The organism is Bradyrhizobium sp. 141, from assembly GCF_023074055.1.
Taxonomy (GTDB): Bacteria; Pseudomonadota; Alphaproteobacteria; order Rhizobiales; family Xanthobacteraceae; genus Bradyrhizobium.
Genome location: NZ_JADPKR010000070.1, coordinates 24258 through 50056, shown reverse-complemented (window position 1 = coordinate 50056; position 25799 = coordinate 24258). Strand labels below are relative to the sequence as shown.

Here is a 25799-nt window from a genome sequence, read left to right as displayed (position 1 = left end):
CCAGCTCGTTCCGGTCGCGTCTCAGGACGGCGACGGCTTCAGCGACGATCTCTGATCGCGAGTCGACTGGTCGCCATACTCTTCGACGCTCCTGAGGTTGATGGGCCGGTAGTAGCCTGTCTCCTGCGCATCGCCGAGCTTGAAATTGAAAATGATCTTGCCGTCGACCTTCCTTTCATCGCGACGGAATGGTGTTGCGGTGAACTGGATGATCTTTTTCGCTGTGAAGCGCTCCCGCACCTCGCTCCAGGTCGCCGCGGTGATGTGATGGGCTTCATCGACGACCAGGATCGAACAGCCTTCCAGCAGCCGGCGCAGCGCGTCGGGGGCCGATGCCTTCAGGATGTCGGGAGTGGCGATGATGACGTTTGATGCATTCACGATGGCCTCGGCGTGGCCCACCGTGCTGATGCCCTTCGTAATCTTAGCCACGAACGGCCGAGCGAGTTCAACGGGTATGGCGCCAGCGGCCGGCAACACGCCCAGGGTCGAGAACTTGGCGCCGATCTGGTTTCGCAGGATCGAACTTGGCACCAGGACGAGCATTTTGCGCTCGCGTCGGTACACGAGGTCGGCAAGCATGGTCTCGGTTTTCCCCGTACCGGTGGGGAGGACAATGGTCGCAGGCTCAAACTCCTTGCCCACTGAGAAGTGCGCCGCAATGGCGTGCAGGGCGCCGATCTGCGGCAGACGCAAACCGGGATGGCCGTGGTCGAGATCCTCGACGGCGAAAATGAAGCGGTTTCGCCAGGACTCCAGCACCTTTTCAGGGCTATCGGCCCAGGTCTCCAGGGCGCCAAGCCGGTCCCAAGTCAGTTCAAAGGGGGACGTCGATTCCTTGTAATCGTCGGGATCGACGCAGGTCAGGACGGGCAAGGGGCTCTCGACGCGGTGGACCTTCGGAAAGCGGATCAGAAATGCGTCGAGCGGAGGCGCCAGGCGGGTCGTGATTTGGTCGTGTCCGGGATGCTGGGATGGGAAAAACTGGGCCTGCACCACCTCGCCAGGGAAGGCCTTCTGGCTGACCGTGTTCTTTCCGAACACGAGCCGGGCTCAGGGAACGCCGGCAGCCGGACCGGTCGTGTCCATTTGCTAAACAAGCTCACGGTTAGTAATGCCAGTCAGACGACTGCCCCCTCAGCTGGTTCCCGATTCCCCGGGGGAAGCCTACACAAAGACGCGAAGTTTGGGAACTGCGCCGCGTAGCTGTGGACATATAATCCTTGAGGTCGCTGGAGGTTTCACGGAAGATCAAAGGGTTAGAATGAAAAGAGGCCCGGGAGCTGTGCTCGACCAGGCCTCGAAAGGCTTGCCCCGAAGGTAATGCAAGTCCACGGACCAAGCGGGGCGTACCACCCGGGCGTACCAATCCTGGTGACCGACGCCAACGGACAAACCAGAGTGTCGCCTGGCGTCATTCAGTTTCTGCCCCCCGCCTAATCGAATCAGCGGGACTTCTGTATCTTCCACGCCGGTGGAGGATACCAACCATGCAGCGGATTACCCGCGCTGCCTTCGTTGTGGCGCTCAAGGAGGGGGTCTCCGGCAGCTTCCCGTTCCAAGCCGACGAGACGTTCGAGGACTGGGTCGCGCGAGCCCGGGAGATTCCGAATCCATCTCGGCGCGCCATGCTGGCGGCAAGGATGAGTGTCTTGAAGCAGAGGTTGATTGCACAATACTCCGCACGGAAGAGCGCTTGGATCGCTTCCGCGCGATTGACGTTTCAGCCAGGGCCTCGCAAGGCCTGCTATGTCTGCGGTGGTTTTGGACCAATCACGCAGGCACACCACGTCATACCTCTGAACGAGCAATTTGACCTGGTTTCGTTGCGCCCGATCATGAGCACGAATGGCTCTGCCCGAACCACCACGTCATCCTGCATCTCTCGATCGATCGCAGCAGCTCGCATCAGACATTGGGGCGCCGAGCAGCCCCGAGCCTAGCCCACACGCCTTTGGAGCACTTCGACAGACTGATCGAGCTGGTTGGTCGCGCGGGACGAACGACGCAGCGGCCTGACAGTCGCAGCAGCTTGCCGCTAGCTGGTCGGGGACTCTTCCGAGATCCCGGCTCTAGTATGACTTCGCAGGGGTGATATGCCGTCCAAAACCTCTGACATGCTTGCAGTCAGTCGAACGGCTGGCCAGCTGGCTCTAGGATACTACGCATTCCTCGTCGCTCAGTATGTCGCCGCAAACCCGCAGTCGATAAACTCGCTCCCGCCGGCGGAGGAATTTGGACGGGACCCCGTCGGGGAGATAAAGCATAAGGATGGCACATCTCACACTTTGGATTTACGCTTCTATCTTGATCTCTTCCGCGAAGATCACGGCATACAAAGCGAGATATTGAGGTCGTGGGCCATGGGCGCGCTGCTCACCCTGGGCGACGAGTTGTCGGCGCACAAGTATTTCGACCGAGCACCGATTTTGGAACTGGTGTACCACCTCCGCAACGGTGTTGCTCACGGTAACCGCTTTAACATTACGAGAGATGGTCAGCATCGTTTGGTGCAGTATCCGGCGCACAATCGCGATGCGACAGCGAACAGCCCTGCTGGCGTCACCTACGAAATCACGCCCGGCCTTGGCGGGGCTGTCCTCTTCGATTTTATGGGACCCGCCGACGTCATCGACCTGCTCCAGTCGGTTGAACTCTATCTGTCCAAGGCCGCCGGAGGCCCGCACATCGATCATCGGCACTGTCGCGATGGTCTGCAACATCGCGATCAGCTCCAACAAGAACGCCGTTGCCGCGCGTTTGTCAGCTTCGATCATGTGGCCGCGATTTGGCTTCATAAAGATCCCGTGCGCGGCCACGCATCCCAAATCCAGGGACGCGAGCGCATCAGCTGCCGTCAGCGCCTTTAGCAGCGGATCGCCCAGTGGGGGATTCCACTCGCTGTCGAGTGTGAGCAGGCCGCCAAGAATGACTCCGGGTGTCTTGGCCGGTTGCAAGCCGCTGGCCGAGGGTATCGGCAGGCTCGTCCGGTGTAGGGCCCGGACGCTCGCGATTTTGTGCGCGGCGTATTCGACCTGAGGCGCATCGATTGACTGCTTGGCTTCGAAGACGGCGTAGACGCTTTCGGCCGGGATCACCAGCGTGCCGTCTTGCTTGAAAATGAGCGGGGTATACTAGTGATCGTATATGACGATATCGATTTGCTGGCTTGCAGTATCGGTGCTGTCGATGACGAAAGCCCTGTCGACGCGATAGCGTTCCGGCAGATAGTTTTTCAGCAACTCAATCCAGATACCCTCGGTGGCATCGCCCTTAGCGACCGGGATGGCCAAGCGCGGAACGGCTGCGCTCAAGCCGCAGCGAAATCTCCCCGTGAAGGCCGGCCAGGAGCTTTTCGAGCGACCAGACGCTCATACGACGATATCCCGCCAATAGGGCGCCGCGAGCACCGGCGTGGCCGCCTTCTTGATCGCCTGCTTCTCGGCAACGGTGAGATCGTCCGAAATTATGTTGTTGGTGTTGGAGGGGTCGACAAACTTCGCCGAGGAGATGTTGTCGCGCAGATAGGCGAACACCGTTCGCATGTTGTCGGCAAGCGGCGACAGCCAGGCGGTCTCAAGCGCCTTGATGACCGCGAGCTCACCCGACGCATGATTTCGACCCGCACACCCGCTGTGGCGCAGTTATCGTGCATCATTACGCGAGTGCGCGACGTGCACCGAATCAGCACACGGCCTATTCTCCGACAAAGTCGCTGATTCTCTCTTCATCGGCCAATGTCGGGCAGCCGGGAGCTACGTCATGAAGATTCTGCGATCGATCGCACGGGTTGCAGACTCATCGCTCTCCTGCTTGCGATGGTCGCCATAGTCTGGATTGGGGTGACCATTGGTCGGTCTTCCGAGAAAGACGAATCAGCCGAATCGCGCAGCGCAGCAGCGGAAGCGTGTCGCGGTTTTGGGCTCCTGGTACAGGATAGTCTCCGCCCGCAAAAGAATTCCCTAAGCTAGTAGATTTAAAGGAAGTGCCATTTTTCTGCGGCAGTCTCGTGCCTCAGGAGCAGACAATAGGGGATAAGCGCGTGGAAAGTGAAGTAGAGCCTATAGAGTCGCCCGAGGCATTTCTTGCGACATTGGGAGAAGGCTTGACGCAGAGGGAGGGTGTCGATGCCGGCTTGGCGGATATCCTGAAGACGCACATCCTGAAAGCGGTGCCCGCGCAGAACGCCGTCGCTCAGGCCAAGGACGCCGTCCTGAAACTCGCAGGCGAACGTGCCAATCCTCCGAAGCCGGAGGTGGCCAATGGCTGACCCTTACTTCCTTCAGTCCTTGGGACTTTCCGGGTTCCGCGCGTATCTCCAATCGAAGACGTTCGATTTCAGCAAGAAGCGCTGTTTGGCGATCTTCGCGCCGAACGGAAGCGGCAAGTCCAGTGTTATCGATGCGCTGGAATTCATGTTCTCCAAGGATGGCACACTCGAAAGGCTCGGGCAGCGCACTATCAACAACCAGGCCGGCCCCGTCGCACTGGCGCACAATCTGGCGGAGGAGGCGAAGATCGCACCGGCGGTCACGATTGGCGTCGTCTCGGGCAAGGATGCCACCAACGGCAGCCGATCGGCGATAGGGGCGAAGCGGCCGATGCCGGCAGTGGCCACGACTGTGAACGCCTGCTTCGCGGTGCCACCAATCATCCGCGGGCACACGCTGCGCACCTTCGTCGAAATTCATACGCCCGAACAGCGCTACACGGATGTCGCCAATTGGCTGCAGCTCGGCCCGCTGGTCGAGGTGCAGAAGAATATTCGCGCGCTGCGCACGCAGGTGAAGGCGGCCTCGGAGGACGGGACGGCACTGCAGCATGTAGACACCCAGCTTGCTAGGGAGACAGCCCAGGTGGTGAAAGCCTGGGATTCGGCGGCGATACTTGCTTACGCCAACATGTCGGTCTTGGCTCCGCTCGACGCGGCGCTAGTGCTGGCGGCGCTCACGGCTGGCGATCCGGCCTATCTCGAGCTGGAAGCGCGCGCTAAGGCCGAAGAGAACAAGATCGGGCTTGCCGGCCTACGTCAGATCCGCAATGTGGCGGCCGCCTTGTGGACGGAGGTAACGGACGCGGAGAGCGGCGAGACCGTCGCCAGCGGCGCGATTCCGACCTTTGATGCGGCCGTGGGCGCGCTGTCGGCCGCGGTCGCGGAGGAAGCGGAAGAGCGCGGCAAGGCGGCGAGCACCATGTTTCAGGCTTTGTGGAAAGCCGCAGAGCCGCTTTTCGCCGAAGATGCACCGGCCCCTGCTGTATGCCCGGTCTGTGAAACGCCCGTAGCTGACACGGCGGCGGGCAGCGCCGAGGCGATCCGGCGGCATATCGCCAAGCATCTGGAAGAGCTGGCCGATTATGCCGGCGCCAAGAAGGTGCTCGACGCGGCCAAGACTGCGGCGACCAAAGCTCATACCCAATTGGTGGCGGCGTTGCCGGGGCTTATTGGCCTCGTCGGCGACGATGAAGCGGAACTGAAAGCCGATCTCATCGCGTATCAAGCCGGCATAGCCGGCTGGCCTCAGGCTGGCGTGCCGGCCTCGGCCGATATCGTTGCGTCGATCGCCAAGCTGCTCGCTGCGCTCGATCAGGCCATCGTCGACATCGAGTCGAAGCAAGGCGACCACACCTATATCAGGGCCAAGACGAAGATCGATCGGTTGCTGGAGCTACAGAGCGAGCGGGACCTCGCCCTGCGGACGCGAGCTCAGCGGGGGAAACTCTCCGACGCCTTGACGGCGCAGGCGACGATAATCTCGGCCGAGATCCGCAAGAAGGTGCAGGCCCTGCTCGACAAGCTTCAGACGCCGATGAACGACATCTACGAGCTGATCCAGGGCGCTGGCGCCGCGCCAATCCGGTTGGAGCTGCCGGCGGAAGACGACACGAACCAGCAGCGGCTCAACCTCCTGATCGATTTCGCCAAGAATCGCACTGGCGTGCAACCGGGCGGCTATTTGAGCGACTCACAGATCCATTCGGTGGCGCTGGCGTTGCGGATGGCGGCGATCCAGCAGTTTAACGTCGGCGCGCCCATCATCGCGCTGGATGACATCGTTACCTCCTACGATGCCGATCATCGGCGCACCATTGCAGGGCTCATCGCCACCATGTTCGGTGGCAGCCAAATCCTGATTGCCACCCACGACGAGCGGTTCTTCAACTATTTGAAGGACCAGCTCGAGGCAAAGGTGTGGCACTTCACCCGGATCATTGGCCTCGATCCGGCCTACGGGCCGCGTTTCGCCGACCACAAGGTCAGCGACGAGATGATCGAGGCGCGTTGGGCTGCGGGCCAGTCGGCGGCCAACGAGATGCGCCAAGCCGAGGAAGAATGGCTTCTCGGCGTCTGTCGGGATTTCGGGGTCAGCGTGCGGATCCGGCCGCTGGAGAGGGCCTATTCTTACGAACGCAGCGAGTTGGCCTCTGCGCTTGCCGGCCTGCTCAAGGATGCCAAGCTCGCGCCTGCGCTGGTGCCGGGGGTCAACAACCGCTTCCTCGACAGCTTGGTGAAGGGCGAGATCGAGAATTTTGGCAGTCACTTCCAGGACGGGCTTTATGGCGACGGCTCGATAGGCGACGAGAAGGCGCGCTGGGAGGAGTTCAAGGCTTTCCGCAGCCAGTTCGCCTGCAAGAAGTGCAGCCGGAGAAAGTTCCAAAGGCCTTTTACTCTCAAAAAGCCAGTATGCGCGCATGATGGTTGCGAGGCGCAGTTCGAGTTTGCGGTAGCACAGGCAGGGGTGGCTTGAATGGGAGGGCGTTCAAAACCCGTGGAGCTGGCGACGCGCAGCTTCGAAAAGCAAGGCGACGCCACGGCTTTCTTCAAGGCCATGCTTAACCGCTACCGGCCCGGTGAGCGGGTGAGTGACGAGGAGCCTCGACGTTCGGCCCTTCTCGAACGCCACACTGAATATGTCGCCAAGGTGGGCTGTGGCGTCAGCCATTTCCAAGTCATGATGACCGAGCATGGGACGCAATGCTTCCGGATCATCTGCGGGGATGGCAGCGGCACGGATTTCTCCTATCCACACTGCATCTCCCAGCGACCACCAAGCCGTAAGCAGGAGGTCGCCCAAGCCTTTCGACGTACGGTGCGCTTCGATCTCTACAAGGTCCGCGATAATTTCTTCGCTATCCGTAGCGGTTCTGACGGTCTGGTTTCCTGTGCCGTTACGGGCGAACGCATCGCGCGGGACGAGGCGCATATGGATCACCGTCCGCCAATGACCTTCGAGGTCATCGTGACGACGTTTCTCTGCGGGCGCGGCCTGTCGCTCGATGATGTGCCGCTCACGACAGGCAAGGATGATCAAGTCTCGCCTGAGGTGACGGATGACGCCTTGAGCGAGGCGTTCCGAGCCTACCACGCTGGGATCGCGCGGCTCGATTTTGTGCGGAATACGGTCAATTTGGCCCAAGCCAGTCGGCATCGGCTGAAGGACGGTCGGATCACGCTGACAGGATAGCCACTACCGGCCACGAGAGTTTCGCCGCGGTTTCTTGTCTCATCGGTGCACTGAGAAAATACGAGGTCGGGCGACGACGGTGTCGCCCAGCACTTCTCGGCCAAGCTTCGAGAAGGACGGTAATGGGCGAAACTTGGGGATTTCCAAGCCAACGATTTGTGATAAAACCTCTGCTATATATTTCTTGGTCAGAGGAAACGTCACCGTCCATGCCATCCACCAGCGGCCAGCGGCTTCGTGCGCTCGATCTCCTGAAGACCCGGGGAATGCTCCGGCTGAAGGACTTCGTCGCCGAAGGCATTGGCCCGGAGACACTGGCCCGTCTTGTCAGGGAGGAGGTAGTCGTCCGCCCGGCACGTGGCCTCTACCAACTCCCGGACGCCCACGTCGAGGCTGCTCATACACTGGCTGAGGCGGCGGTTCTGGTTCCAAAGGGTGTAGTCTGCCTGACCTCAGCCCTCCAATACCACGAACTGACGTTGCAGATGCCATCGGCTGTATGGATGGCGATCGACCGTGTCGCCTGGCGGCCCAAGATCGATTATCCCGCTATTCGATTTGTGCGCTTCACTGGATCGGCTCTGACCGAAGGAGTTGAGCGTCACCGCATCGAGAATGTTGACGTTCCCATCACGAATCCGGCGAAGACAATTGTCGATTGTTTTCGCTACCGGACCAAGATTGGCCTCGACGTCGCGATGGAGGGGCTGCGCGAGGGTCTCCGCCGTCGCCGATGCAAGCCGGATCAGCTCTGGCGTTACGCGCGCAAGGCGCGGGTCTGGTCGGTCATGCGCCCTTACGTCGAAGCAATGGTGTCCGATGGCGCGTGAGCCGCGCAACATCGGCGCATCAGTGCGAGCGCGACTCCTCGATCGGGCACGTGCCGAACGGTCGGATTTCCAGATTCTGCTGACGCGCTATGCGCTTGAGCGTCTGCTCTATCGGCTGAGCGTGTCACCACACCGCGACCGCTTCATCCTCAAAGGTGCGATGCTCTTCGTGACCTGGGTCGCCGATCCGTTTCGGCCTACGCGCGATCTGGACCTGCTTGGCAATGGCGACAGCGACGCCGAGGCCATTGCCGAAACCTTCCGGGCCATTTGTGCGCAACCCGTCGCCGACGACGGGGTGGCGTTCGATGTCGCCGCGCTGATGGCGGCCCCGATCCGTGAGGAGGTGGAATATGGTGGCGTGCGGGTCCGCACAACGGCAACCATCGCCGGCGCGCGTATTCCGATCCAGGTCGACATTGGTTTCGGCGATGCCATTACACCCGCGGCGGTCGAGATCGACTATCCCACCCTGCTGGACGCCCCAACGCCGCACCTTCGCGCATATCCGGTCGAAACGGTGGTGGCCGAGAAATTCGAAGCGCTTGTAACGCTCGGCGTGGCCAATAGCCGGCTCAAGGATTTCTATGATCTTTGGGTGATCTCCCGAACATTCGAGCTTCGCCGGGCTGCCCTTGTCGAGGCAATTCAGCGGACCTTCGAAAGACGCGGAACGGTCCTCCCATCCGTTGTGCCGGTGGGTCTGACCGATGAATTTGCAGAAGCATCGGCCGCTCAGTGGCGCGCCTTCCTAGGCCGCGACCGTATGGCAGCAGCACCAGACGTTTTCGCCATTGCCGTCGCCGATCTTCGCCTCTTCTTGATGCCGCTGGTCGTCGGCTTGGAGGAAGAACGAATTTGGCCGCCGAGCGGGCCGTGGTCGCCGGGAGCAGCAATCGATGAGGCGTAGCGGGACGATAGAATTCCTCCGTTCCGCATGGCGCGATTGACGAAGAAGAGCCGTGATCGCGGTTGGGGGACGTATGGATAAGAAGCACTTTTATCGCGTGGAGGTGGACGAATTGCCTGATGCGCAGTGGCCACAGTCGGCAGATCCAGATTTCTGGAACGTTTGGACGCTGGCCCAAGAGCGGAGCGTCGATTGGGATGCAGTTTCGAAAGCATGGTCGGGTGCTGCTCCGGCGCGACTGCTGGAGGAAGAATGATCCGTATTCTGCACACGGCTGATTGGCATATCGGTCAAACTTTACGCGGGTTCTCTCGAGAGCATGAGCACCGCAAAGTGTTTGAGCGGCTCGAAGAGATCGTCGTAGAGCGGGATGTCGATGCTCTCGTCATCGCCGGCGACGTGTTTGACAGCCAAAATCCCTCCGGGGAAGCGCAGCAGCTCTTCTATAATACGCTCGTGCGCCTGAGCCGCGCGTATCCGCGCATGGCTATGGTGATCGCTGCCGGCAACCATGATGCAGCTGGTCGGTTGGAAGCGCCGCGGCCTCTGTTGGAGGCATTCAACATCCGCGTCGTGGGCAATGTGCGGCGGCGTGAAGGGCGGGTCGAGGCCGCACGTCATCTCGTTCCTATCGCTGACACAAGCGGTTCGGTGGCTGCTCATGTGCTTGCAGTCTCCTACCCAACCGCAGCCTGCCTTCCGAACTTGACGCGGCTGGATGATGAAGCAGGCTCGCCCGTCATCGCCGGCGTGCGGAGCCTCTATGCCGAATTGGTCGATACGTTACGGGGACCGATAGATGGTCTACCGTTCGTTCTAACGGGACACCTCCACGTCGCGGGCGGCATCGAGTCGGAAGGCGCGGAGCGAAGAATTCTGGTCGGTGGCCAGCATGCCGTGCCGCACGACGTGTTCCCGGCGGAAGCAAGCTACGTGGCGCTTGGCCACTTGCATAAGGCTCAGGCTATCGGTCGTGATACCGTCCGCTATTCTGGTTCACTGATCCCTTTGTCGGCGACGGAGTTGCCTTACACACATGGGGTCACTCTTGCGAGCCTCGACGGCACAACGGTTCTATCCGAACATATCTCGATTGACCGGCCAGTCCCCTTCGTCCGCCTTCCTGAAGCGGGCGACATGCGGTTGAGCGAGTTTGGCGATCATCTGACAGCAATGGACCTCTCATCGGACCTGCCGGTTCATGAACGGCCATTCGTCCAGGTTAGGCTTGCCCGCGAAGGGCTATCGCCTGGGTTCAGAGAGGAGGTCGACCGCATCGCCGAGAGCTTTCCGGTGCGCATCGTCGATACCCGTGTCGCGGCAATCCCCGGGGCGTTAAATGACGTGACCCTCGCCGATCCTATGATCCGGCTAGCGGAAAGAGATCCCGAGGATCTGTTCAAGCTTGCATTCGAACGCGCCTTCGGCGTGGCCCCGGGTGCCGCGCATCTAGATGTCTTCCACCGGGCACGGGCGGAGGCATAGCCATGCGGATCTTGGCCATCCGCGGCGAGAATCTGGCAAGTCTTGGTGCTCCCTTCGAGATCGATCTTGGCGCAGAGCCTCTTGCCGGTTCCGGCCTCTTTGCCATCACTGGCGAGACCGGCGCATCGACCATCCTCGACGCGCTCTGCCTTGCGCTCTATGGCGAATATCCGCGCGTCTCAGTCGGTCGGCGGGAGAATGCGCCCGATCCCAGCGGGGAGGCGATTTCAATTCATGATGGCCGGGCGATCCTGCGCCGAGGCGCCGGCGGCGGATATGCCGAGGTAGATTTTGTCGGGCAGGATGGTGAACGCTACCGCGTCCGCTGGGAGGCCAATCGGGCGCGGGGGCGAGCAAATGGGCGGCTTCAGAATGAGCTGCGCGCGTTGTATCGACTTGGCGACGGCAGTGCGGTGGCAACTGGCAAGACTCAGGTCCGCGAGGCCGTAGAGGCGAGAACCGACCTCACATTCGATCAGTTCCGGCGAACGGTGCTGCTCGCACAGGGCGAGTTTGACGCCTTCCTGCTCGCCGCCGAGAGCGAGCGTGCGGAATTGCTCGAGAAGATCACAGGCACCGAAATCTACGCGGCGATCTCGGTCCGCGTCCATGATGGAACGGAGGCACGACGAAGAATTGTCGAGCAATTGGAGCAGCGCCGAAACGACATCGGACTTCTTGATGACGAAGCCAGGCAGGCGCTGCTGGACGAGCAAAGTCAGCTTGCTTCGACGGTTGCTCAGAAAGGCGCGGAGCGTGATCAACACAACGGACGGTTGGATCATTTTAAGCGCGTCGCCGCCGCTCGCAGCGATCTCGCTCGGGCTGAGGCTCAGATGGTCGCAGCGCGCACGACATGCGAGGCAGCCGCCGATGAGTATCGGTCTCTTGCCGAATTCGATCTCGTCGAACCGCTTCGTCCGCTAGCGGGTGATTTGCAAAATGCACGGCGGACGGCAGCGGAGGCCAAGTCCCGTCTCGACGGTTTGCTTGTTGCACGCGAGGAAGCACGGACGCTAGACGCCGCGTCTGCAACACAACTGGCGGACTCGGCGACCGCCAATGTAGCGGCAGAAGACGTCCTCAAGAATTTCGGTCCCCTTTGGAGCGAAGCCGAAAGACTCGATACGGAGCTGGCGGCAGCTCGGACCGAGTTTAATGATGCGATGGAAAAATCGCAGCAAGCGGAAGCAACACTGCGCGATAAGACCGATGCGTTGGCCACGATTGATCAGACTCTCGATCAGACATCAGAGTCACACCGTACAACGGTTGCGCAACTAAACAGTCAATCGGATCGCATTCTTCTTGTCGATCGTCTCGGCGATGCGATGGACTTGTTAGCGAAGCGGGGTGCGCTCAAACAGGACCATGCTACAGGCACGTCAGTGGCCGTTGGAGCGGAAGAGACCGCTACGCGGTTGCAAGGTGAAATAGCCGCGCTGTTGGAAAAGCTCACTGAGGATCGTGGACGAAAAGATGGCCTCAGTAGCGATATCGGTGATCGCCGAGGCGGTCTCGCCGGCATTGACGAGGCGGCGCTCCACGAACGGGATATCGATCTGCAACGCGCGCTTGAGACTCTGCGCGAGGCAAACACTGTCTGTGAACAGCACGTCCGGGCGTCGCAAGATCTAACACGCCGGGAATCGGAACACACGCTAGCGACGCAGGAGGTGAGCGCAGCCAAAAGCCAAATCGTTGAGGCCGAAGCGGACCAATTCCGCGATCGGACCGCGCGTGCGGAAATTGTTCCAATCGCAGAGCTCGCTGACGAGGCGGTCTCATCTGAGGCCGTTCATCTGCGCAGCCTGCTGGCTCCAAATTTGGCCTGCCCGGTGTGCGGCAGCACCGAACACCCCCATCTTGCACATCCCAGCGCGTTAAACGAAATGGCCGCCAGGCTTCGCCGCCGGCGCGAAGAGCTTGATGCGGCGCTGACTGCAACGAGCCAGCGTCTAGACGTTGCTACGCGCACGTTCTCCGCTGGAGAGGCGCGCCAGGCTGAGACCATCCGCGGAATCGATGTGGCGCGTGGACAAGTTTTGGCTGCCAAGGCCACTTATAGCGAACAGTGGCCGTTGTTGAACGATCTCTGCACGAAGGCTCAGATCGCGGAGAGTGTACCTCCCATTCTCGATGACCAGACTGCGTCGAAACTGGCGGCCCTCATCTCAGTCGCGATCGCAGAACGGCTAGCCATTGCGTCGCCGCTCGCAGACGCTCGGCGTCTTCGGACAGAGATCGACAGTTTGCAGCGGGAGCATGACGCGCTCGGTGAGGCGATCGAGACGATTACGCGGTCTATCGATCAAAGACGTCCTGATTTCCACGCTGCGCAATTGAAGGCAACTGAGTACACGGTCCAAGCGGCAGGCCTTGCTGAGCGCCTCATTTCCATTCGCCGTGAAATCACGCCGTTTCTTGCGGCTGCAGGTCTGGCCGTCGATGACCTCGATGTCGATCCGACCGGCGTTAGCGTTACGCTGTCGACAGTTGCGACGGAGTATGCCGGCCTGCGCGAGCAGGTTGGCCAACTTGAAATGACGCTCCAGCGTCTGGCGCCCGAGCGTGCAGCGGCGGGCGCCTCGCTTGAGCACGCGCAGGCGCAGGTGACGGTGACGGCACGTCTTCTCGATCAACGTCGCATGGCCGAGGGAGAGAAGGCGCGTGCCAGAGCTGAACTCCTCGATGGCGAGGCGACAGCGAGCCACCGGACTCGGATCAATGAGGCTTGCCGGACCACTCGAGAGGTGCTCGCTCGTGCGCGCGAGACGAAATCTGCGACAGATGCAGCGTTCCAGGCGGCCGGCGCTCGTTGCGACGAGGCCGCCGCTGGATTGGAGACGGCCAACGGCCGCAACGCTTTAGCCGAAGAGGCATTCAGCGTGGCCTGCCTGGATATTGCTCGCTCGTCGGATCAGGTTGCCGCGCTGATCGCAACCGACCCAGCATTAAGCAAAGCGTTACGGGGCCGAATTCAGGAGATCGACCGAGGCGTGAACGATGCCGGCACCGCAGCGCTGACGCGCCAGAATGACTTACTCCGGGCGTTGGACGGGTTCGATGAGACCACTGATGCCGAGGCGTTGACCGCAGTCATCGCGGCGTTGGCAACTGAAATCGGAGACTTGCAACAACGGACAGGTGTACTTGCCGCTGCGCTCGCGCGAGACGACGAGGCGCGCCGCGCCGCTGCAAATCTATCTGCGGAAGTCGACACCTCGAAAGCGGAACTCGCAATCTGGCAGGCAGTCGACGATGCCATCGGCTCGGCCAGCGGTGATCGTTTCCGTCGCTTTGTGCAGGGCATCACGCTCGACCACATGGTGCAATTGGCGAATGATCACCTCCATGCATTGACCCCGCGCTATAGGCTCGCGCGGGGGGCTGCGTCCGATCTCACACTGCATATCATTGATCGCGACATGGGCGACGAGGTCCGCGGGACCCGAAGCCTGTCAGGCGGTGAACGGTTCCTGGTCTCCCTTGCGCTGGCGCTGGCTTTGTCAGGTCTTGAAGGCCGATCGTCCTTTGTCGACACACTGTTTATCGATGAAGGCTTTGGATCGCTCGATGCGGAAACACTCGACTTGGCAGTAGATGCGCTGGAGACCTTGCAAGGCAGAGGTCAGAAGGTTGGCGTCATCACGCACGTCGCCGCCATGATTGAGCGGATTGCCGTGCAGGTTCGCGTAGAAAAGCGCGGCGCTGGGCGATCGGAGGTTAGAGTTTCTGATGACATGGGAACGGCATGGCCGGCGACGAGTAGCGCGCAATAATATCAGGAGCAGCGGCCTCGGAGTGTTCAGGTCGGAAGAGGAGATAAATGGAGAAGTATCATATCAAGCTGACTGAGAGCGAGGCCACGATACTCGCGAAGATAGATCTTAGGGAATCTCATCGCAATCATGATGAGGGCCACGCAGCTTATAAAGCCAACGCGCAGCCGATCCTCGCCTTGCTCCAATCTCTGAGCGACAGGTCCGCGATTCCACAAGAGAGGATGAATTACTGGAATGACCCCCGATACCACCAGGGGAGGATCAAAGCTTCGCGCAAAGGCCTATTCGAGAGAAATGGCTGCAGAGGCCCTGACATCTATACACATCCGCATTTTAATCGCCATCTTCGCTATTTTCTCTTCGGCGCCGAGCTTCCTGACGAGATAATCCTCGCGTTTGAGGAGAAGGTCGGAAATCCGCAGTGGGTAACCTCAAGTGACATCGTTCCGATCGGCAAGTTTGCCCGGGATCTTACCCGCCAATACCGTGTGGACAAGACGGATGCTCCGGAGGAGTTTTTCAAATTGTGCCTCGACATTGGACTCAGTTTAAAACAGCCGAAAGCGTCATGCGGTCGGTCAAACAGATTCGATAAAATATGGACAAGCTGACGCTGAACGATGTCTGGGGGGCAGGGGCGGATATGATACCGGTTGTATTACGCCGACGGGAAAAAGGGCGGCGCTTGAGTGTTTGAATCTCTTCGCGGAAACGACGAATTTGTAGATCGGCGAGATCGTCAGCACGAGTCGGCTCCCATAAGCGTATGGAGGTAGTCCAGCAGATCGTCCTGCCGGTGCTGGCCGAAGGCCAGTTCAGCCAGGCGAGGCGCTTGACCTCGCGGCTGAAGGGCAGCATCGGCACACACCGTTAAACACGCACAGAGCCTTCATAGATCCAATAGGGAATGAGGTCGGTGTTACCGGCAGCTTCGGATCGCTTGCTCGAACATCCGTGTCAGTCGGCCTGCAATATTGGCTCTGACGCAATTTTGGTGGAGCTCCTTTCATTCTGCGCCGATTAATCGGGCTTGAAGCAGATCGATCTTCCCGCGGTCATAAATTTGACGCCTGACGAGCTTGAGGCGCGTGATCTGGCCTTCGGTCTCGCCGTTAGACCAGGGCAAAGTGATTGCTCCTCGGACCGCCGCTTCGTCCCTGGCGACGCCACTGGCGACGAGGCGACCTGACTGGCGCGAGCGCGCTCGATCCACGGGATGAGGCCTGCTTCGGTCTTGCGCCGGATCATCAGGTAGAATTAGGCGATGATTTCGCGTGCCTCGACCAAGGCTGGCACGCCAGCTTCAATTACCGCGACCGTGACGGTCTCTGCTTTCGCGAGCAAGTCCCGGCCGACTGTCATCATGCGCGCGATTGTTCCGGCCGACGGAATCCTCTGATGCTTTTGTGTGTCGGCTCTTTCCGCTCGTCGTCGCCGGGGTGCCCTTCGTTGTTTTGCTCGCCGCCTCTTCAATCCTGACTAGTTGCCTCATCTTCTAAGTGAGAGGGTGGTCAGGTTACGACGCCGGCACCCAAGTACTCAGCATTCCGCAAGATAGTCGGCTTTCAGAACTCGGCCGATTTCCGAGAACGCCGTAAGAACACTCTCTATCTGCGCTGGGCCTATTCCGGCGTAGATGACTAAACGTACATGCCTATCTCCATAGGACAGCACAAGAATGCCCATGTCCGATAAGCGCTTGGCTAGCTCGGACGCGCTGATTTCTTGTTCTAAGTTTGACCAAGACGATGTTGGTCTGGAGAGTTCCAAAGTCGATCGAGAGCCACGGATGCTCGGCGGCGAGCGCTGTGCCGAGCCGCCGTGCGTTGGCATTCAGCTATTCGTTCTTGCATGGACTTCAGCGCGACTACCGCCGGGGCAGCAACGACCGCGGCAGAACGCCAATTTCCGCCTAATGTACGCCGGATATAGTTTGCGTACTTGATCAATGCGTTGTCACCGCAGAGCATTGCGCCCAGAGGAGCGCCTAGAGCCTTGTTCAGACTAACCGCGACGCTGTTGGCTCCCTGAACGAGCAACTTCGGCTCGCACTGGGCGTAGGCCGCGGCGTTCCACAAGCGCGCGCCATCCAGATGAATGGCAATGCCCCGCGCGCGACATTCATCCCCTATCTGCCGTTGCCAATTGGCGGGCATAACGGTTCTTCCCGCACGATTATGGGTGTTCTCGAGGGACGCCATTGCGATGATGTTCTTGATTGCAGCGCGGCTCTGGCTGCTGCGGCACGGTCTCCTCAGCCACGGGCTCATGACCGGCGTCGAGTTCTGGGGCAGCTTCTACATTCCCATCGTGGTCGCGATGGCCGCGCAGCAGAACGTCGTCGCTGCGGCAAAAGGCGGTCCGATCGTCGTCATTGCGGGGATCGGCGCGGTCGCGGTGTGTTTCGCCCGGTCGCTTTGATCAGTCGACTCAGCGGCCATGTCGAGACGATGGACGAGATCGAGGCGCTGGAGGCGATCGAGGCGAATGTGCCCCACTTCAAGTCCGGGAGGATCGGATGACCATGATATTTCACCTTCTTGCCGCCAACTCGCTGATCACTGCGTTCGCCGCGGTGGGCGTCCTGATGTGGATCTCCGGAGCGATCTCGAAATATCTCACCTTCGGGCGCATCCACGCCTCGGCGATCGCGATCATGCTGGGGCTCTTGCTCGCGTTTTTCGGAGGTGTCGCCACCGGTGGTGAAAAGGGCCTCGCCGACCTGCCCGCGCTGACCGGGATCGGGCTGATGGGAGACGCGATGCTGCGGGATTTTGCCATCGTCGCCACCGCCTTCGAGGTCGACGTCGTCCATGCTCGCAAGGCCGGACTGATCGGTGCGGTCGCGCTCGGATTGGGGACGGTCGTTCCGTTCATTCTGGGCGTTCTCGTCGCCGCAGCCTTTGGCTACACTGACGCCGAATCGCTGACGACGATCGGCGCCGGCGCGGTCACCTACATCGTCGGACCGGTCACGGGAGCGGCGATTGGCGCTTCTTCGCCGGTTATTGCGCTCTCGATCGCGACGGGTGTATTCAAGGCAGTGATCGTGATGATCGGCACGCCGTTCGTCGCGAAGATGATCGGCCTCAACAATCCGCGTAGCGCCATGGTGTTTGGCGGCTTGATGGGAACGGTCAGCGGCGTGTCAGGAGGGCTTGCGTCCATTCTCTACTTCACGGTGCGCGCAATCATAGGAAGCTGAATGGCAGGTCTGTTCAAAGTTGCGGCTGAGGCAGAAGAAGATGGCGGCCTTCTCTCCGATCGCATCCGCAATGCGCTCACGGACGAGATTGCCTCCGGTGCGCTGGTTGCCGGTTCGGCGCTGGAAGAGCAGCAGCTTGCCGATCGCTTTGGGGCCTCCCGCACGCCGGTGCGGGAAGCGCTCCGGCAGCTCGTCGTCAGCGGGCTCGTCGAGGTGCGGGGCCGTCGCGGGCTCGTCGTGGCACGGATGACACCCGAACGCATCATGGACATGTTTGAGACCAGCGCAGAGGTGGAGGCCATGTGCGTCAGGCTCGCGACCTATCGCATGACGCCGCTGGAGCGCAGCGATCTGATCGAGCTCCACGACAGCTCGCTGGCAATGGTCGACGCCAACGACGTCGATGCCTACGACGCGTTCAACCGGCTGTTCCACGAAGGCATCTACAGCGCAACGCACAACGCGTTCATGGCCGAGCAGGCGCAGGAGGTCCGTGCGCGTCTCAGCGCCTTCCGCCGCACGCAATTGCGGCAGGGCGATCGCATCCGCAAGTCCCGCGACGAGCATGACGCCATCATGCAGGCGATTGCGGAGGGCGACGGCGATACGGCCTCTCGCAGAATGCGCGCGCACATGTTGAACGCCGCCGCGGCGCTTCGCCGCTACATCGACGACCGCGCCGGCGGACAGGCTCGGGCCTGACAACATGTGACAGTAGGATGAGCCTACCTGCGCATTTGGCTGTACTTTACGCAAATTGGCCCATGGTCGATTGGGTCGGGCGTTTGATGTTTTGCTTGTGCTGATGGCATGTCGACCGTCAGATCGACACAGCGACAAAGCGTTAGCTTAGCTTGCGCGACGCGCGATAAGGAGCGCGGCCCCGAGTCCGCACATTACGGCTCCAGAGGTCTGTCTCGTCCGCGCGATGAACGTGGGTCGCCCGGCGAGTCCATCCCTCGCTTTGGCCGCCCAACGGGTCACGATCAGGTCTACGGCAGTGTTCAAGGCGACGGAAATCGTGCCGAGCACAACGAACTGCAGAGCCACGTTCACGCTCGTGTCGACGAACTGCGGAATAAAGGCAAGGAAGAACGCGGCCGTCTTTGGATTCAGCGCCTCCACGACGATGCCTTCGCGCAGTGCACGGCCAGCGCCGGTCGTCTGGACTTCGGCCGGCGCGGGGACTCGCGCTTCCCTCCAAGTCTTGATGCCGAGCCAGATGAGATAGAAGGCGCCGGCGATCTTCAGCGCAGTGAACGCTTCCGCGCTCGTCATCACCAGGGCCGAGATGCCGATCGCGCCGGCGAGCACGTGTACGAAACCACCGACACCCAAGCCGACGCTGGATGCCAGTCCCTCGGTCCGGCCGCCGGCCAGCGTGCGGGCGACGATGTAGAAAATGCCCGGCCCCGGCGTGACCGCCACGACACTAGCGGCGGCCAAGAACAGCGCGAACGTCTGAAGCTCGAACATCGTACCTCCGAAAGCTAGACAGGTACGGGAATTAGAGGGGCCGCGGCACGATCCGCAGGATTCTCGCTGGCCGCCAGGCCCGCCGCGACGCCGACGCGATCGGCCTCTGGACGGTTCTGGCTCATCTTGCGCTTGCCTTCGAAGCGCACCACGGGGATGCGGATCCCGACGATGCCGCGCAACTGGGCGGCAATGAAATCCGCGGGAGCGTCCGAGACGGCCCATGGCTTCGCACGCGCTGCTTCGTGCTTCCGCGTCAGGCGAGTCACCACGTCGAGCAGACGCTCTGGATCCTGGAAGAACTCGGCCGGTCCGAACGCGTGCACAGCGACGTAATTCCATGTGGGCACGACCTTGCCGGTCTCCTGCTTGGTCGCGTACCAGGAAGGCGTTACATAGGCCTCCGGACCCATGAAGATCGCGAGCGCGTTTCCGATCGGAGGAACCTGCCACTGCGGATTAGCCTTCGCCAAATGCCCGTAGATCACGCCGTGCTAGCTCTCGCTTTCGTCGAGAAACAGCGGAAGCGGTGTCGCAAGCGGGCCCTCGGCAGTCGCCGTCACCAGATTGGCCAGGCGGGCGTCGCGGATCGTCGCGCGGATGCTCTCGAAGTCTTCGTCCTTGAAGGCGGGAGGCGTGTACATGGCTTGTCTCCGTTTCGGATCAAAGGTGGTCCCCGCTCGGCGCGAGCGATCATGGACCAGGGCTACTTGTCCGTTGTGAATTCCGGCTTGCTAGTCGCATCCGGCGCGAGACGACCGATCAGTCCATGGATGTCGCCCAAGACCCACAGATCGCTCACCTTGTCGCCTCGAAACGTGAAGATCGGCGCACCGTACCACCACACGTGGCGTCCGGTGGGCGCATGGCCGAACATCGGCTTCCGATGGATGCCGTGGAAGCGCAGCTTGCCCGAGACTGCATTGCCGTCCTCGAGGAGATCCAAGATGTCAGACGTGTAGTTTTCAAGGGAGTCTGTCACCCATCTGACGTAGTCCGCGAACTGATCGAAGCCGACGAGGACAGGACCGAGGGAGCCCCGGAAGGCGAATCCGGGCTGAAATATTTCAGGGATTAGAGCAACGTCCGCATTGTCCCACATGTCCTTGTAGAATTTTCGGACGACTTCTTTCTGCGGGGTTAGAACAATCCGACCAAAGTCCATGGCGGGTTCGAGTCCTGGCGGCGGAGCAATCATGTTTGGCCTCTCTTTGACGAACGCTCCTTGCGGGCGAGCTAAATACTGTCTAGCGACTGCTCGAGGTCGCCGAGTAAATCTGCCCCGTCTTCCAGACCAACCGACAGGCGAATCAGGTCATCTCCGACTCCCCTTTGAAGGCGCGCTTCGGGACGAACGGCGCGCCGGGCATGAACCAGGCTCGCGGGATGCATGATGAGCGTTTCAGCGTCTCCGAGACTGACGGCAAGCGTAATGAGCTTGAGATGGTCGAGAAAACAGCGGGCAGCATCAAAGCCGCCACGAAGCCCAAAGGACAGCATTCCAGATCCCGCTGACATTTGTCTCTTGGCGATTGCATGCCGCGGATGAGACGGAAGAAATGGATAATTCACCCACTCTACCGCGGAGTGGGCGTCGAGCATGTGTGCAATCGCTAGTGCGTTGGATCCGTGGCGGTCCATCCGGAGAGGAAGCGTCTTGATCCCGCGCAGAATCAGGGAAGAAGCCATCGGCGACATGACGGCACCGGTGATGTAGCGCAAGCCGCAATCACGTATTTTTTCGATCAGTTCAGTCCGTCCCAGGAGGGCCCCTCCGCGAACGTCTCCATGCCCGCTGATATACTTGGTAAGGGAGTGTAGCACGATGTCCGCCCATCGGAGAGGTCTCTGCAGCGCGGGAGATCCGAATGTGCCGTCGACGATGACCATGAGGCCGGCCCGCCGAGCACGGTTCGCAATGGCTTCGATGTCGAGGACGTCCCCTGTGGGATTGACCGGCGTCTCGAAGTAGACGGCTCTACTGCGAGATGTGAGCACAGCATCCAGGTTGGCGGGGTCACTGAGATCGACAGGGGAGGTCTTGATGCCGAAGCGAGGCAAGCCCTGTTCCGTCATGGTCGTCGTATTCGAATACAAGGTCCGATGGACGATGAGTTCGTCATCTTGGGATAGGAGCGAAAGAACCAAGGCACCGAACGCGGCCATTCCCGAGGCCAGTACGACGGCGTCTACGGCACCCTCCAAGTTTGCCAAGCGGGATTCCAGCAAAGCGGTCGTGGGATTGAACTCCCGCCCATACAGTTTGCCCCCCAATGCGGCCACCGCATCCAATTCGGCGACGCTGTCGAAGGCGAACGTCGACGTCATATGAATGGGATGGGATATCGCGCGAGAGTGATGGGCAGGGTCATACCCATGGTGGATCGCTCGCGTCGAGAACCCGAACCCAGGTTCATCCCTTGCAATTCGTTCCGAAGCAACCATGTTTGGGGATCTCCCATCTTTGGACGAGCGGTCATTGCCTTCAGGTTTGTTTCGAGGCGCGACCGCCACAGTCGCATCACCTACATTTCGATCGATGTCATCTATTGACGTTGACGACCGTGCGCCCGCGCACTTGGCCACTCATTAGGCCGCCAGCCGCGGCGACGACGTCGTTCAGACCGATCTCGACCGCCGTCTTCTCCAAATCGGCTTCGGTAAGCAAGGAAGCGAGACGATCCCAGGCTTCGACGCGTTCTGCCTTCGGGCGGGTCACGCTGTTGATGCCGAACAGCGCCACTCCTCGCAGGATGAAGGGGGCGACGCTTGCGGGAAAATCCAATCCTTGCGCCATGCCGCACGCGGCGACCGCTCCGTCCGCTTTGATCCCGGCGCAAACATTGGCGAGGGTATGACTGCCTACCGAGTCGATCGCGGCGATCCACCGTTCCCTCTGCAGCGGCTTGCCGGGCTGCGACAATTGTGACCGGTCGATGATCTCGGCAGCGCCCAGGCTCTTGAGATAGGGCTCCTCGTCCGGTCGGCCGGTCGAAGCCACGACGCGGAAACCGAGCTTGTGGAGAAGCATGATCGCGATGCTGCCGACGCCTCCGCCGGCGCCGGTCACCAGCACGTCACCCGCGCCGGGACGGATGCCATACTTCTCGAGGGCTACGACCGACAGCATCGCCGTATAGCCCGCGGTACCGATGATCATCGCGCGGCGGGAAGGCATCGAGGGCGGCAGCTTGATCAACCAGTCGGCTTTGACCTTTGCTCGCTGCGCCAGGCCGCCCCAATGTTGTTCGCCGACACCCCAGCCGTTGAGAACTACCCGGTCCCCCGGCGCGAAAGTCGGGTCGGAGCTCGACGAGACCAAGCCAGCGAAGTCGATCCCGGGTACCAGCGGGAAGGATCTCACGATCGGGCCCTTGCCGGTAATCGCGAGGCCGTCCTTGTAGTTCAGCGTGCTGAACTCGACGTCGACGGTCACCTCACCGTCGGGGAGGCGGCTGTCCGGCAATTCGGTGACGTCGGCGCGATATCCCCGCTCGTCCTTCTCGATCAACACGGCTTTGAACAACTCGAACTCCTCTTCACGATTTTCTTCTGGACATGGTCTTCGGCTCGTCCGGACGCGGTAGGCCGGCGACGAAGCCGGCGATGAAGGTATCGAGCGGGAGGCCATTCTTGACGAGGCGCGCCCGCATCACCGCTCCCTCCCAGCCGATCCAGAAAAACTCAGCCAAGGCATCGCAGTCCGCGCTGCCGATCTCGCCGGCCTCGCATGCGAGTTCCAGGCAATGCGCCACCTTCCGCTGCCATCCTTTGACGATCTCGTCCAACGCGGACCTGTAATCGTCGGGCAGCGCTTCGACCTCTTGGCTGAGGTTTCCGACGAGGCAGCCGCGCGTATAGCTGTATTTCGCCATGCCCGCTTTGGCATCATCGACAAAAGCTCGCATGCGCGCCAACGGCGCAAGCCTTCCGTCGTTCAGGGCGCGGTCCAGCTTGTGTCGGAAGAAGGAGTCGTAGGCCTTCATGATTTCGCGGCCGTAGTCGGCCTTGCTTTCGAAGTAGTGGTAGAACGAACCCTTTGGCACGGTGGCACGGCGCAGCAGCGCGTCCAGCCCCGTAGCTGCGAAACCTTGCTGGGTCATCACCTCCATTCCGCAACGGATCAGAACGACACGGGTCGGCGCATAGCCGACTTCGTTTCGGCCCTTCACGTTCAGCTGGCGGTGATAGTCTGCAGATTTCGCCATTGTGTCCTCATTAGACCGATCGTCTAGAACACAACCATCGGGTTTGGCAAGCCCGGAACTCGGCTGGCGGATGGCAAATATCGACAAAAATGCTGCTATATATTGCATAATGTACGCTTTTTCTCCAGCGTTTGCCGACTCCTTGAGCGGCTCCGGATCGCGTCACGTTAGTTTCACACTTGACACAAAGTGTCCTTGGATCGATTGTGGATCGTCCTTGGAGAGAGGTGCTGCATGTTTCGATCATTCCGAAAGGCCGCGTCGATTGCCGCCGGCGCCGCCATCCTTTGTCTCGGCTTCCTTGCTGAGCCGGTCGAGGCCGCCGATGCTTATCCCTCGACCACGATCAAGCTGGTCGTCGGATTTCCACCCGGAGGGCCAACGGACATCATCGGCCGGGTGATCGGTCGTCTGCTCGCGAAGGACTTGAACCAGAGCGTCATCGTCGAGAACAACGGCGGCGCCGGGGGAATGATCGCCGCGTCCAACGTCTCCCGCGCAAAGCCTGACGGCTACACGCTTCTCGTCGCGGTGGAATCCTCGAATACTCGCGCAAAGGCACTCTATTCGTCGGTGCGCTACGATCAGCAGAAGGGCTTCACCTACATCCGAAAGGTTGCGAAACAGCGGAACCTGCTCGTGGTGAACCCGAAGCTTGCAGTATCCAGCGTTCCGGAACTCGTCGCCTATCTGAAAGCGCACCCTGGAGAAGTAAACTTCGGCGGCACGTTCGGAGCGACATCCCATGTCGGCGGCACGCTGTTCGACATGGCCTATGATACGAAGATGTCGTTCATCAACTATTCGGGCGGCAACCAACCGATCGTCGATTGCATGTCGGGCATCCTGCAGGTGGGCTTCTTCACCGAAGCCACGATCGGCCAGCAGGTCAAGGCCGGATCCCTGAAGGCGCTCGCGGTGACGTCGGCCGACCGGTCGCCGGCCTTCCCGGATCTGCCGACGATCGAGCAGGCCGGTGGCAAGCCTCTCGATATCTCGCCGTGGTTCGGGGTCGCGGGTCCGCCGAACCTTCCCGTGGACGTCGTCGCCAAGGTTGGCGCAGCACTCGACAAGGCTTCGAGCGACCCGGAATTCCTGAAGCAACTGGAAACGATCGGCGCCACGCTGATCACTGGTCCAACGGTGGAGAGCTTCACGGCCGAGGTCGGACAGGAAGAGGCCTACTGGAATAAGTGGGCCAAGGACATCGGGGCGCCTCTTCAGAAGTAGCTCGCTCGCCGAAGGATCTCCTATGGGCTTCTATCACCAGTACGACGCTCATCTCTCCGCCGATGAGCGTGATCATGTGGTGAAGGCGCGGGCGTTCTGTGCCGGTGCCTTCTCCGAGAGCGTCTTCGCCGCGCACATGGCGGGTGATGCGTTTCCGGAAAAGTGGATCGCCGAGTGGGCGGCGCTAGGCATGCTGGGCCTCCAGGCAAAGCGTGCTCACGGTGGACTGGAAGCGTCCTACCTGTGCAAGATTCGCGTGGCGCAGGAGATGGCGCGTCACGGCTTCGCGGCGGCGTTCTGCATGAACCATCATCAGGGCGGAGCGACGCGCCTATCGCAGACCGGTACATCGATCCAGATCGAGCGCCTGCTGCAGCCCGCGCTGCGCGGCGAGCTTCTCCTGACGACGGCCATGACCGAGCCGGCGGGTGGCAGCGATGTCTCCGCTCTTACCACGACGGCCGCTCCGGTCGACGGCGGCTGGGCTCTGAGCGGCACAAAAGCGTGGATGACGGACGGCCTGCTGGTCGGTGGTTTGATCGTCCTCGCCCGTGTAGGCGACGCCGCGGGGGCAGGGGACATCGCCAGCTTCTATGTCCCGTTCGGCGAGGCCGATACGGTGAAGCGGAGCGAGATCGTCGTTCCCGGAGCGCGTTCCTTCCGCCTGGCCGAAGTGGCCTTCAACTCCCACTTCATTCCCGAGTGGTGTCTGATCGCTGAGCCCGGCACCGCGCTCAAGACATCTATGGCATCGGTCAACGCGGCCCGCGTCCACGTGGCCGCCATGTGCGTCGCGACCCTGCATGCGGCACTGTGCGAGGCGGTCGACTACTGCGAAGGTCGGCAGGCCTTCGGAAAGTCGCTGACCGGACATCAGGGCCTGCGCTGGGAGCTGGCGGAGGTGTCGGTCCGGCTCGAGGCCGCCAACGCGCTCGTCTTCCGCGCCGCCGAGCAGATACAGACCGGGGGAAATCCGGTCGCGCTCGCTGCGCAAGCCAAGAAGTTCGCTGTCGACACCGCGCTTTGGGGCATCGATCAGTGCGTCCGGATCGTGGGCGCGACGGGCGCCGGCGCAGCCCACCGCCTGAACATGCATTTCGCCGAGGTCCGGATGGCGGCCTACGCCGACGGCACCAACGAGATGCTGCTCGACCGGGTCGGCCGTGGCCTGTCCACGACGTACCTCAAATCAATCCCGTAGCAGAGA

20 protein-coding genes and 4 pseudogenes are annotated in these 25799 nt (G+C 61.1%); 14 read left to right on the top strand and 10 right to left on the bottom strand.

What is annotated here, in order from left to right; translation table 11 throughout:
- Window positions 1–21 precede the first annotated feature (21 nt).
- The 3 genes and pseudogenes from IVA81_RS19460 to IVA81_RS19450 all read right to left on the bottom strand — a co-directional run bounded on the left by IVA81_RS19460 (window position 22) and on the right by IVA81_RS19450 (window position 3545).
- Window positions 22–1044 (bottom strand): DEAD/DEAH box helicase family protein, encoded by a 1023-nt coding sequence (locus IVA81_RS19460; RefSeq protein ID WP_247320972.1) that lies wholly within the window; start codon window positions 1042–1044, stop codon window positions 22–24.
- Window positions 1045–2672: 1628 nt separating this feature from the next.
- Window positions 2673–3375 (bottom strand): annotated as a pseudogene (locus IVA81_RS19455) (DUF6602 domain-containing protein); the annotation flags it as partial.
- Entirely contained in the window at window positions 3372–3545 is a 174-nt protein-coding gene (locus IVA81_RS19450; protein WP_247320970.1) for a hypothetical protein, read from the bottom strand. The gene IVA81_RS19450 and the pseudogene IVA81_RS19455, both read right to left, overlap by 4 nt.
- 560 nt (window positions 3546–4105) lie before the next feature.
- Here IVA81_RS19450 and IVA81_RS19445 point away from each other — a divergent pair.
- The 9 genes from IVA81_RS19445 (at window position 4106) to IVA81_RS19405 (ending at window position 15084) form a co-directional block, all read left to right on the top strand.
- Complete coding sequence (locus IVA81_RS19445) at window positions 4106–4270, top strand: hypothetical protein (RefSeq protein WP_247320968.1); 165 nt, start codon at window positions 4106–4108, stop codon at window positions 4268–4270.
- Complete coding sequence (locus IVA81_RS19440; RefSeq protein ID WP_247320966.1) at window positions 4263–6746, top strand: AAA family ATPase; 2484 nt, start codon at window positions 4263–4265, stop codon at window positions 6744–6746. Before IVA81_RS19445 ends, IVA81_RS19440 begins: the two co-directional genes overlap by 8 nt.
- Before the next feature lie 21 nt (window positions 6747–6767).
- Window positions 6768–7463, top strand: a complete 696-nt coding sequence (locus IVA81_RS19435; RefSeq protein WP_247320964.1) for a DCL family protein — start codon at window positions 6768–6770, stop codon at window positions 7461–7463.
- A gap of 209 nt (window positions 7464–7672) precedes the next feature.
- A complete protein-coding gene (locus tag IVA81_RS19430) occupies window positions 7673–8293 on the top strand; it encodes a type IV toxin-antitoxin system AbiEi family antitoxin domain-containing protein (RefSeq protein WP_247320962.1) in 621 nt (206 codons plus the stop codon).
- Window positions 8283–9203 (top strand): nucleotidyl transferase AbiEii/AbiGii toxin family protein, encoded by a 921-nt coding sequence (locus IVA81_RS19425; RefSeq protein ID WP_247320960.1) that lies wholly within the window; start codon window positions 8283–8285, stop codon window positions 9201–9203. The genes IVA81_RS19430 and IVA81_RS19425 overlap by 11 nt, the downstream gene beginning before the upstream one ends.
- A gap of 73 nt (window positions 9204–9276) precedes the next feature.
- Window positions 9277–9459 (top strand): hypothetical protein, encoded by a 183-nt coding sequence (locus IVA81_RS19420; protein WP_247320958.1) that lies wholly within the window; start codon window positions 9277–9279, stop codon window positions 9457–9459.
- A complete protein-coding gene (locus tag IVA81_RS19415) occupies window positions 9456–10688 on the top strand; it encodes an exonuclease SbcCD subunit D (RefSeq protein WP_247320956.1) in 1233 nt (410 codons plus the stop codon). The genes IVA81_RS19420 and IVA81_RS19415 overlap by 4 nt, the downstream gene beginning before the upstream one ends.
- 2 nt (window positions 10689–10690) lie before the next feature.
- Entirely contained in the window at window positions 10691–14470 is a 3780-nt protein-coding gene (locus tag IVA81_RS19410; RefSeq protein WP_247320955.1) for an AAA family ATPase, read from the top strand.
- 47 nt (window positions 14471–14517) lie between these two features.
- Entirely contained in the window at window positions 14518–15084 is a 567-nt protein-coding gene (locus IVA81_RS19405; protein WP_247320953.1) for a hypothetical protein, read from the top strand.
- A gap of 395 nt (window positions 15085–15479) precedes the next feature.
- Here the strand turns inward: IVA81_RS19405 and IVA81_RS19400 are convergent.
- A pseudogene (locus IVA81_RS19400) lies at window positions 15480–15916 on the bottom strand (ISL3 family transposase); the annotation flags it as partial.
- A gap of 756 nt (window positions 15917–16672) precedes the next feature.
- Between IVA81_RS19400 and IVA81_RS19395 the strand changes: the two are divergent.
- From IVA81_RS19395 to IVA81_RS19385, 3 genes and pseudogenes are all read left to right on the top strand, one after another.
- Window positions 16673–16995: pseudogene (locus IVA81_RS19395) on the top strand (malonate transporter subunit MadL); the annotation flags it as partial.
- Window positions 16992–17678 carry a malonate transporter subunit MadM gene (gene madM, locus IVA81_RS19390; protein ID WP_247320951.1) on the top strand — a complete coding sequence of 229 codons (687 nt, stop codon included), beginning with the start codon at window positions 16992–16994 and terminating at the stop codon, window positions 17676–17678. The pseudogene IVA81_RS19395 and the gene madM, both read left to right, overlap by 4 nt.
- Window positions 17679–18380, top strand: coding sequence for a GntR family transcriptional regulator (locus IVA81_RS19385; RefSeq protein ID WP_247320949.1), 702 nt, complete (start codon window positions 17679–17681; stop codon window positions 18378–18380).
- Between the two features lie 147 nt (window positions 18381–18527).
- On the opposite strand, the gene IVA81_RS19380 is transcribed toward IVA81_RS19385, so the two are convergent.
- The 6 genes and pseudogenes from IVA81_RS19380 to IVA81_RS19355 all read right to left on the bottom strand — a co-directional run bounded on the left by IVA81_RS19380 (window position 18528) and on the right by IVA81_RS19355 (window position 23362).
- Window positions 18528–19154 carry a LysE family translocator gene (locus tag IVA81_RS19380; protein WP_247320947.1) on the bottom strand — a complete coding sequence of 209 codons (627 nt, stop codon included), beginning with the start codon at window positions 19152–19154 and terminating at the stop codon, window positions 18528–18530.
- 14 nt (window positions 19155–19168) lie between these two features.
- Window positions 19169–19798 (bottom strand): annotated as a pseudogene (locus tag IVA81_RS19375) (FMN-binding negative transcriptional regulator).
- Between the two features lie 62 nt (window positions 19799–19860).
- Window positions 19861–20352, bottom strand: a complete 492-nt coding sequence (locus IVA81_RS19370) for an ester cyclase (protein ID WP_247320945.1) — start codon at window positions 20350–20352, stop codon at window positions 19861–19863.
- Between the two features lie 38 nt (window positions 20353–20390).
- Window positions 20391–21599, bottom strand: coding sequence for an aminotransferase class I/II-fold pyridoxal phosphate-dependent enzyme (locus IVA81_RS19365; RefSeq protein WP_247320943.1), 1209 nt, complete (start codon window positions 21597–21599; stop codon window positions 20391–20393).
- 97 nt (window positions 21600–21696) lie between these two features.
- Entirely contained in the window at window positions 21697–22680 is a 984-nt protein-coding gene (locus tag IVA81_RS19360; RefSeq protein WP_247320941.1) for an MDR family oxidoreductase, read from the bottom strand.
- Window positions 22681–22693: 13 nt separating this feature from the next.
- Window positions 22694–23362: a TetR/AcrR family transcriptional regulator gene (locus IVA81_RS19355; protein WP_247320939.1), complete on the bottom strand. Its 669-nt coding sequence runs from the start codon at window positions 23360–23362 to the stop codon at window positions 22694–22696.
- A gap of 234 nt (window positions 23363–23596) precedes the next feature.
- On the opposite strand from IVA81_RS19355, the gene IVA81_RS19350 reads away from it, so the two are divergent.
- The gene (locus IVA81_RS19350; protein WP_247320937.1) at window positions 23597–24592 is read left to right on the top strand and encodes a tripartite tricarboxylate transporter substrate binding protein; all 996 of its coding nucleotides are present in this window, start codon (window positions 23597–23599) and stop codon (window positions 24590–24592) included.
- Between the two features lie 22 nt (window positions 24593–24614).
- Window positions 24615–25793: an acyl-CoA dehydrogenase family protein gene (locus IVA81_RS19345; RefSeq protein WP_247320935.1), complete on the top strand. Its 1179-nt coding sequence runs from the start codon at window positions 24615–24617 to the stop codon at window positions 25791–25793.
- Window positions 25794–25799 lie beyond the last annotated feature (6 nt).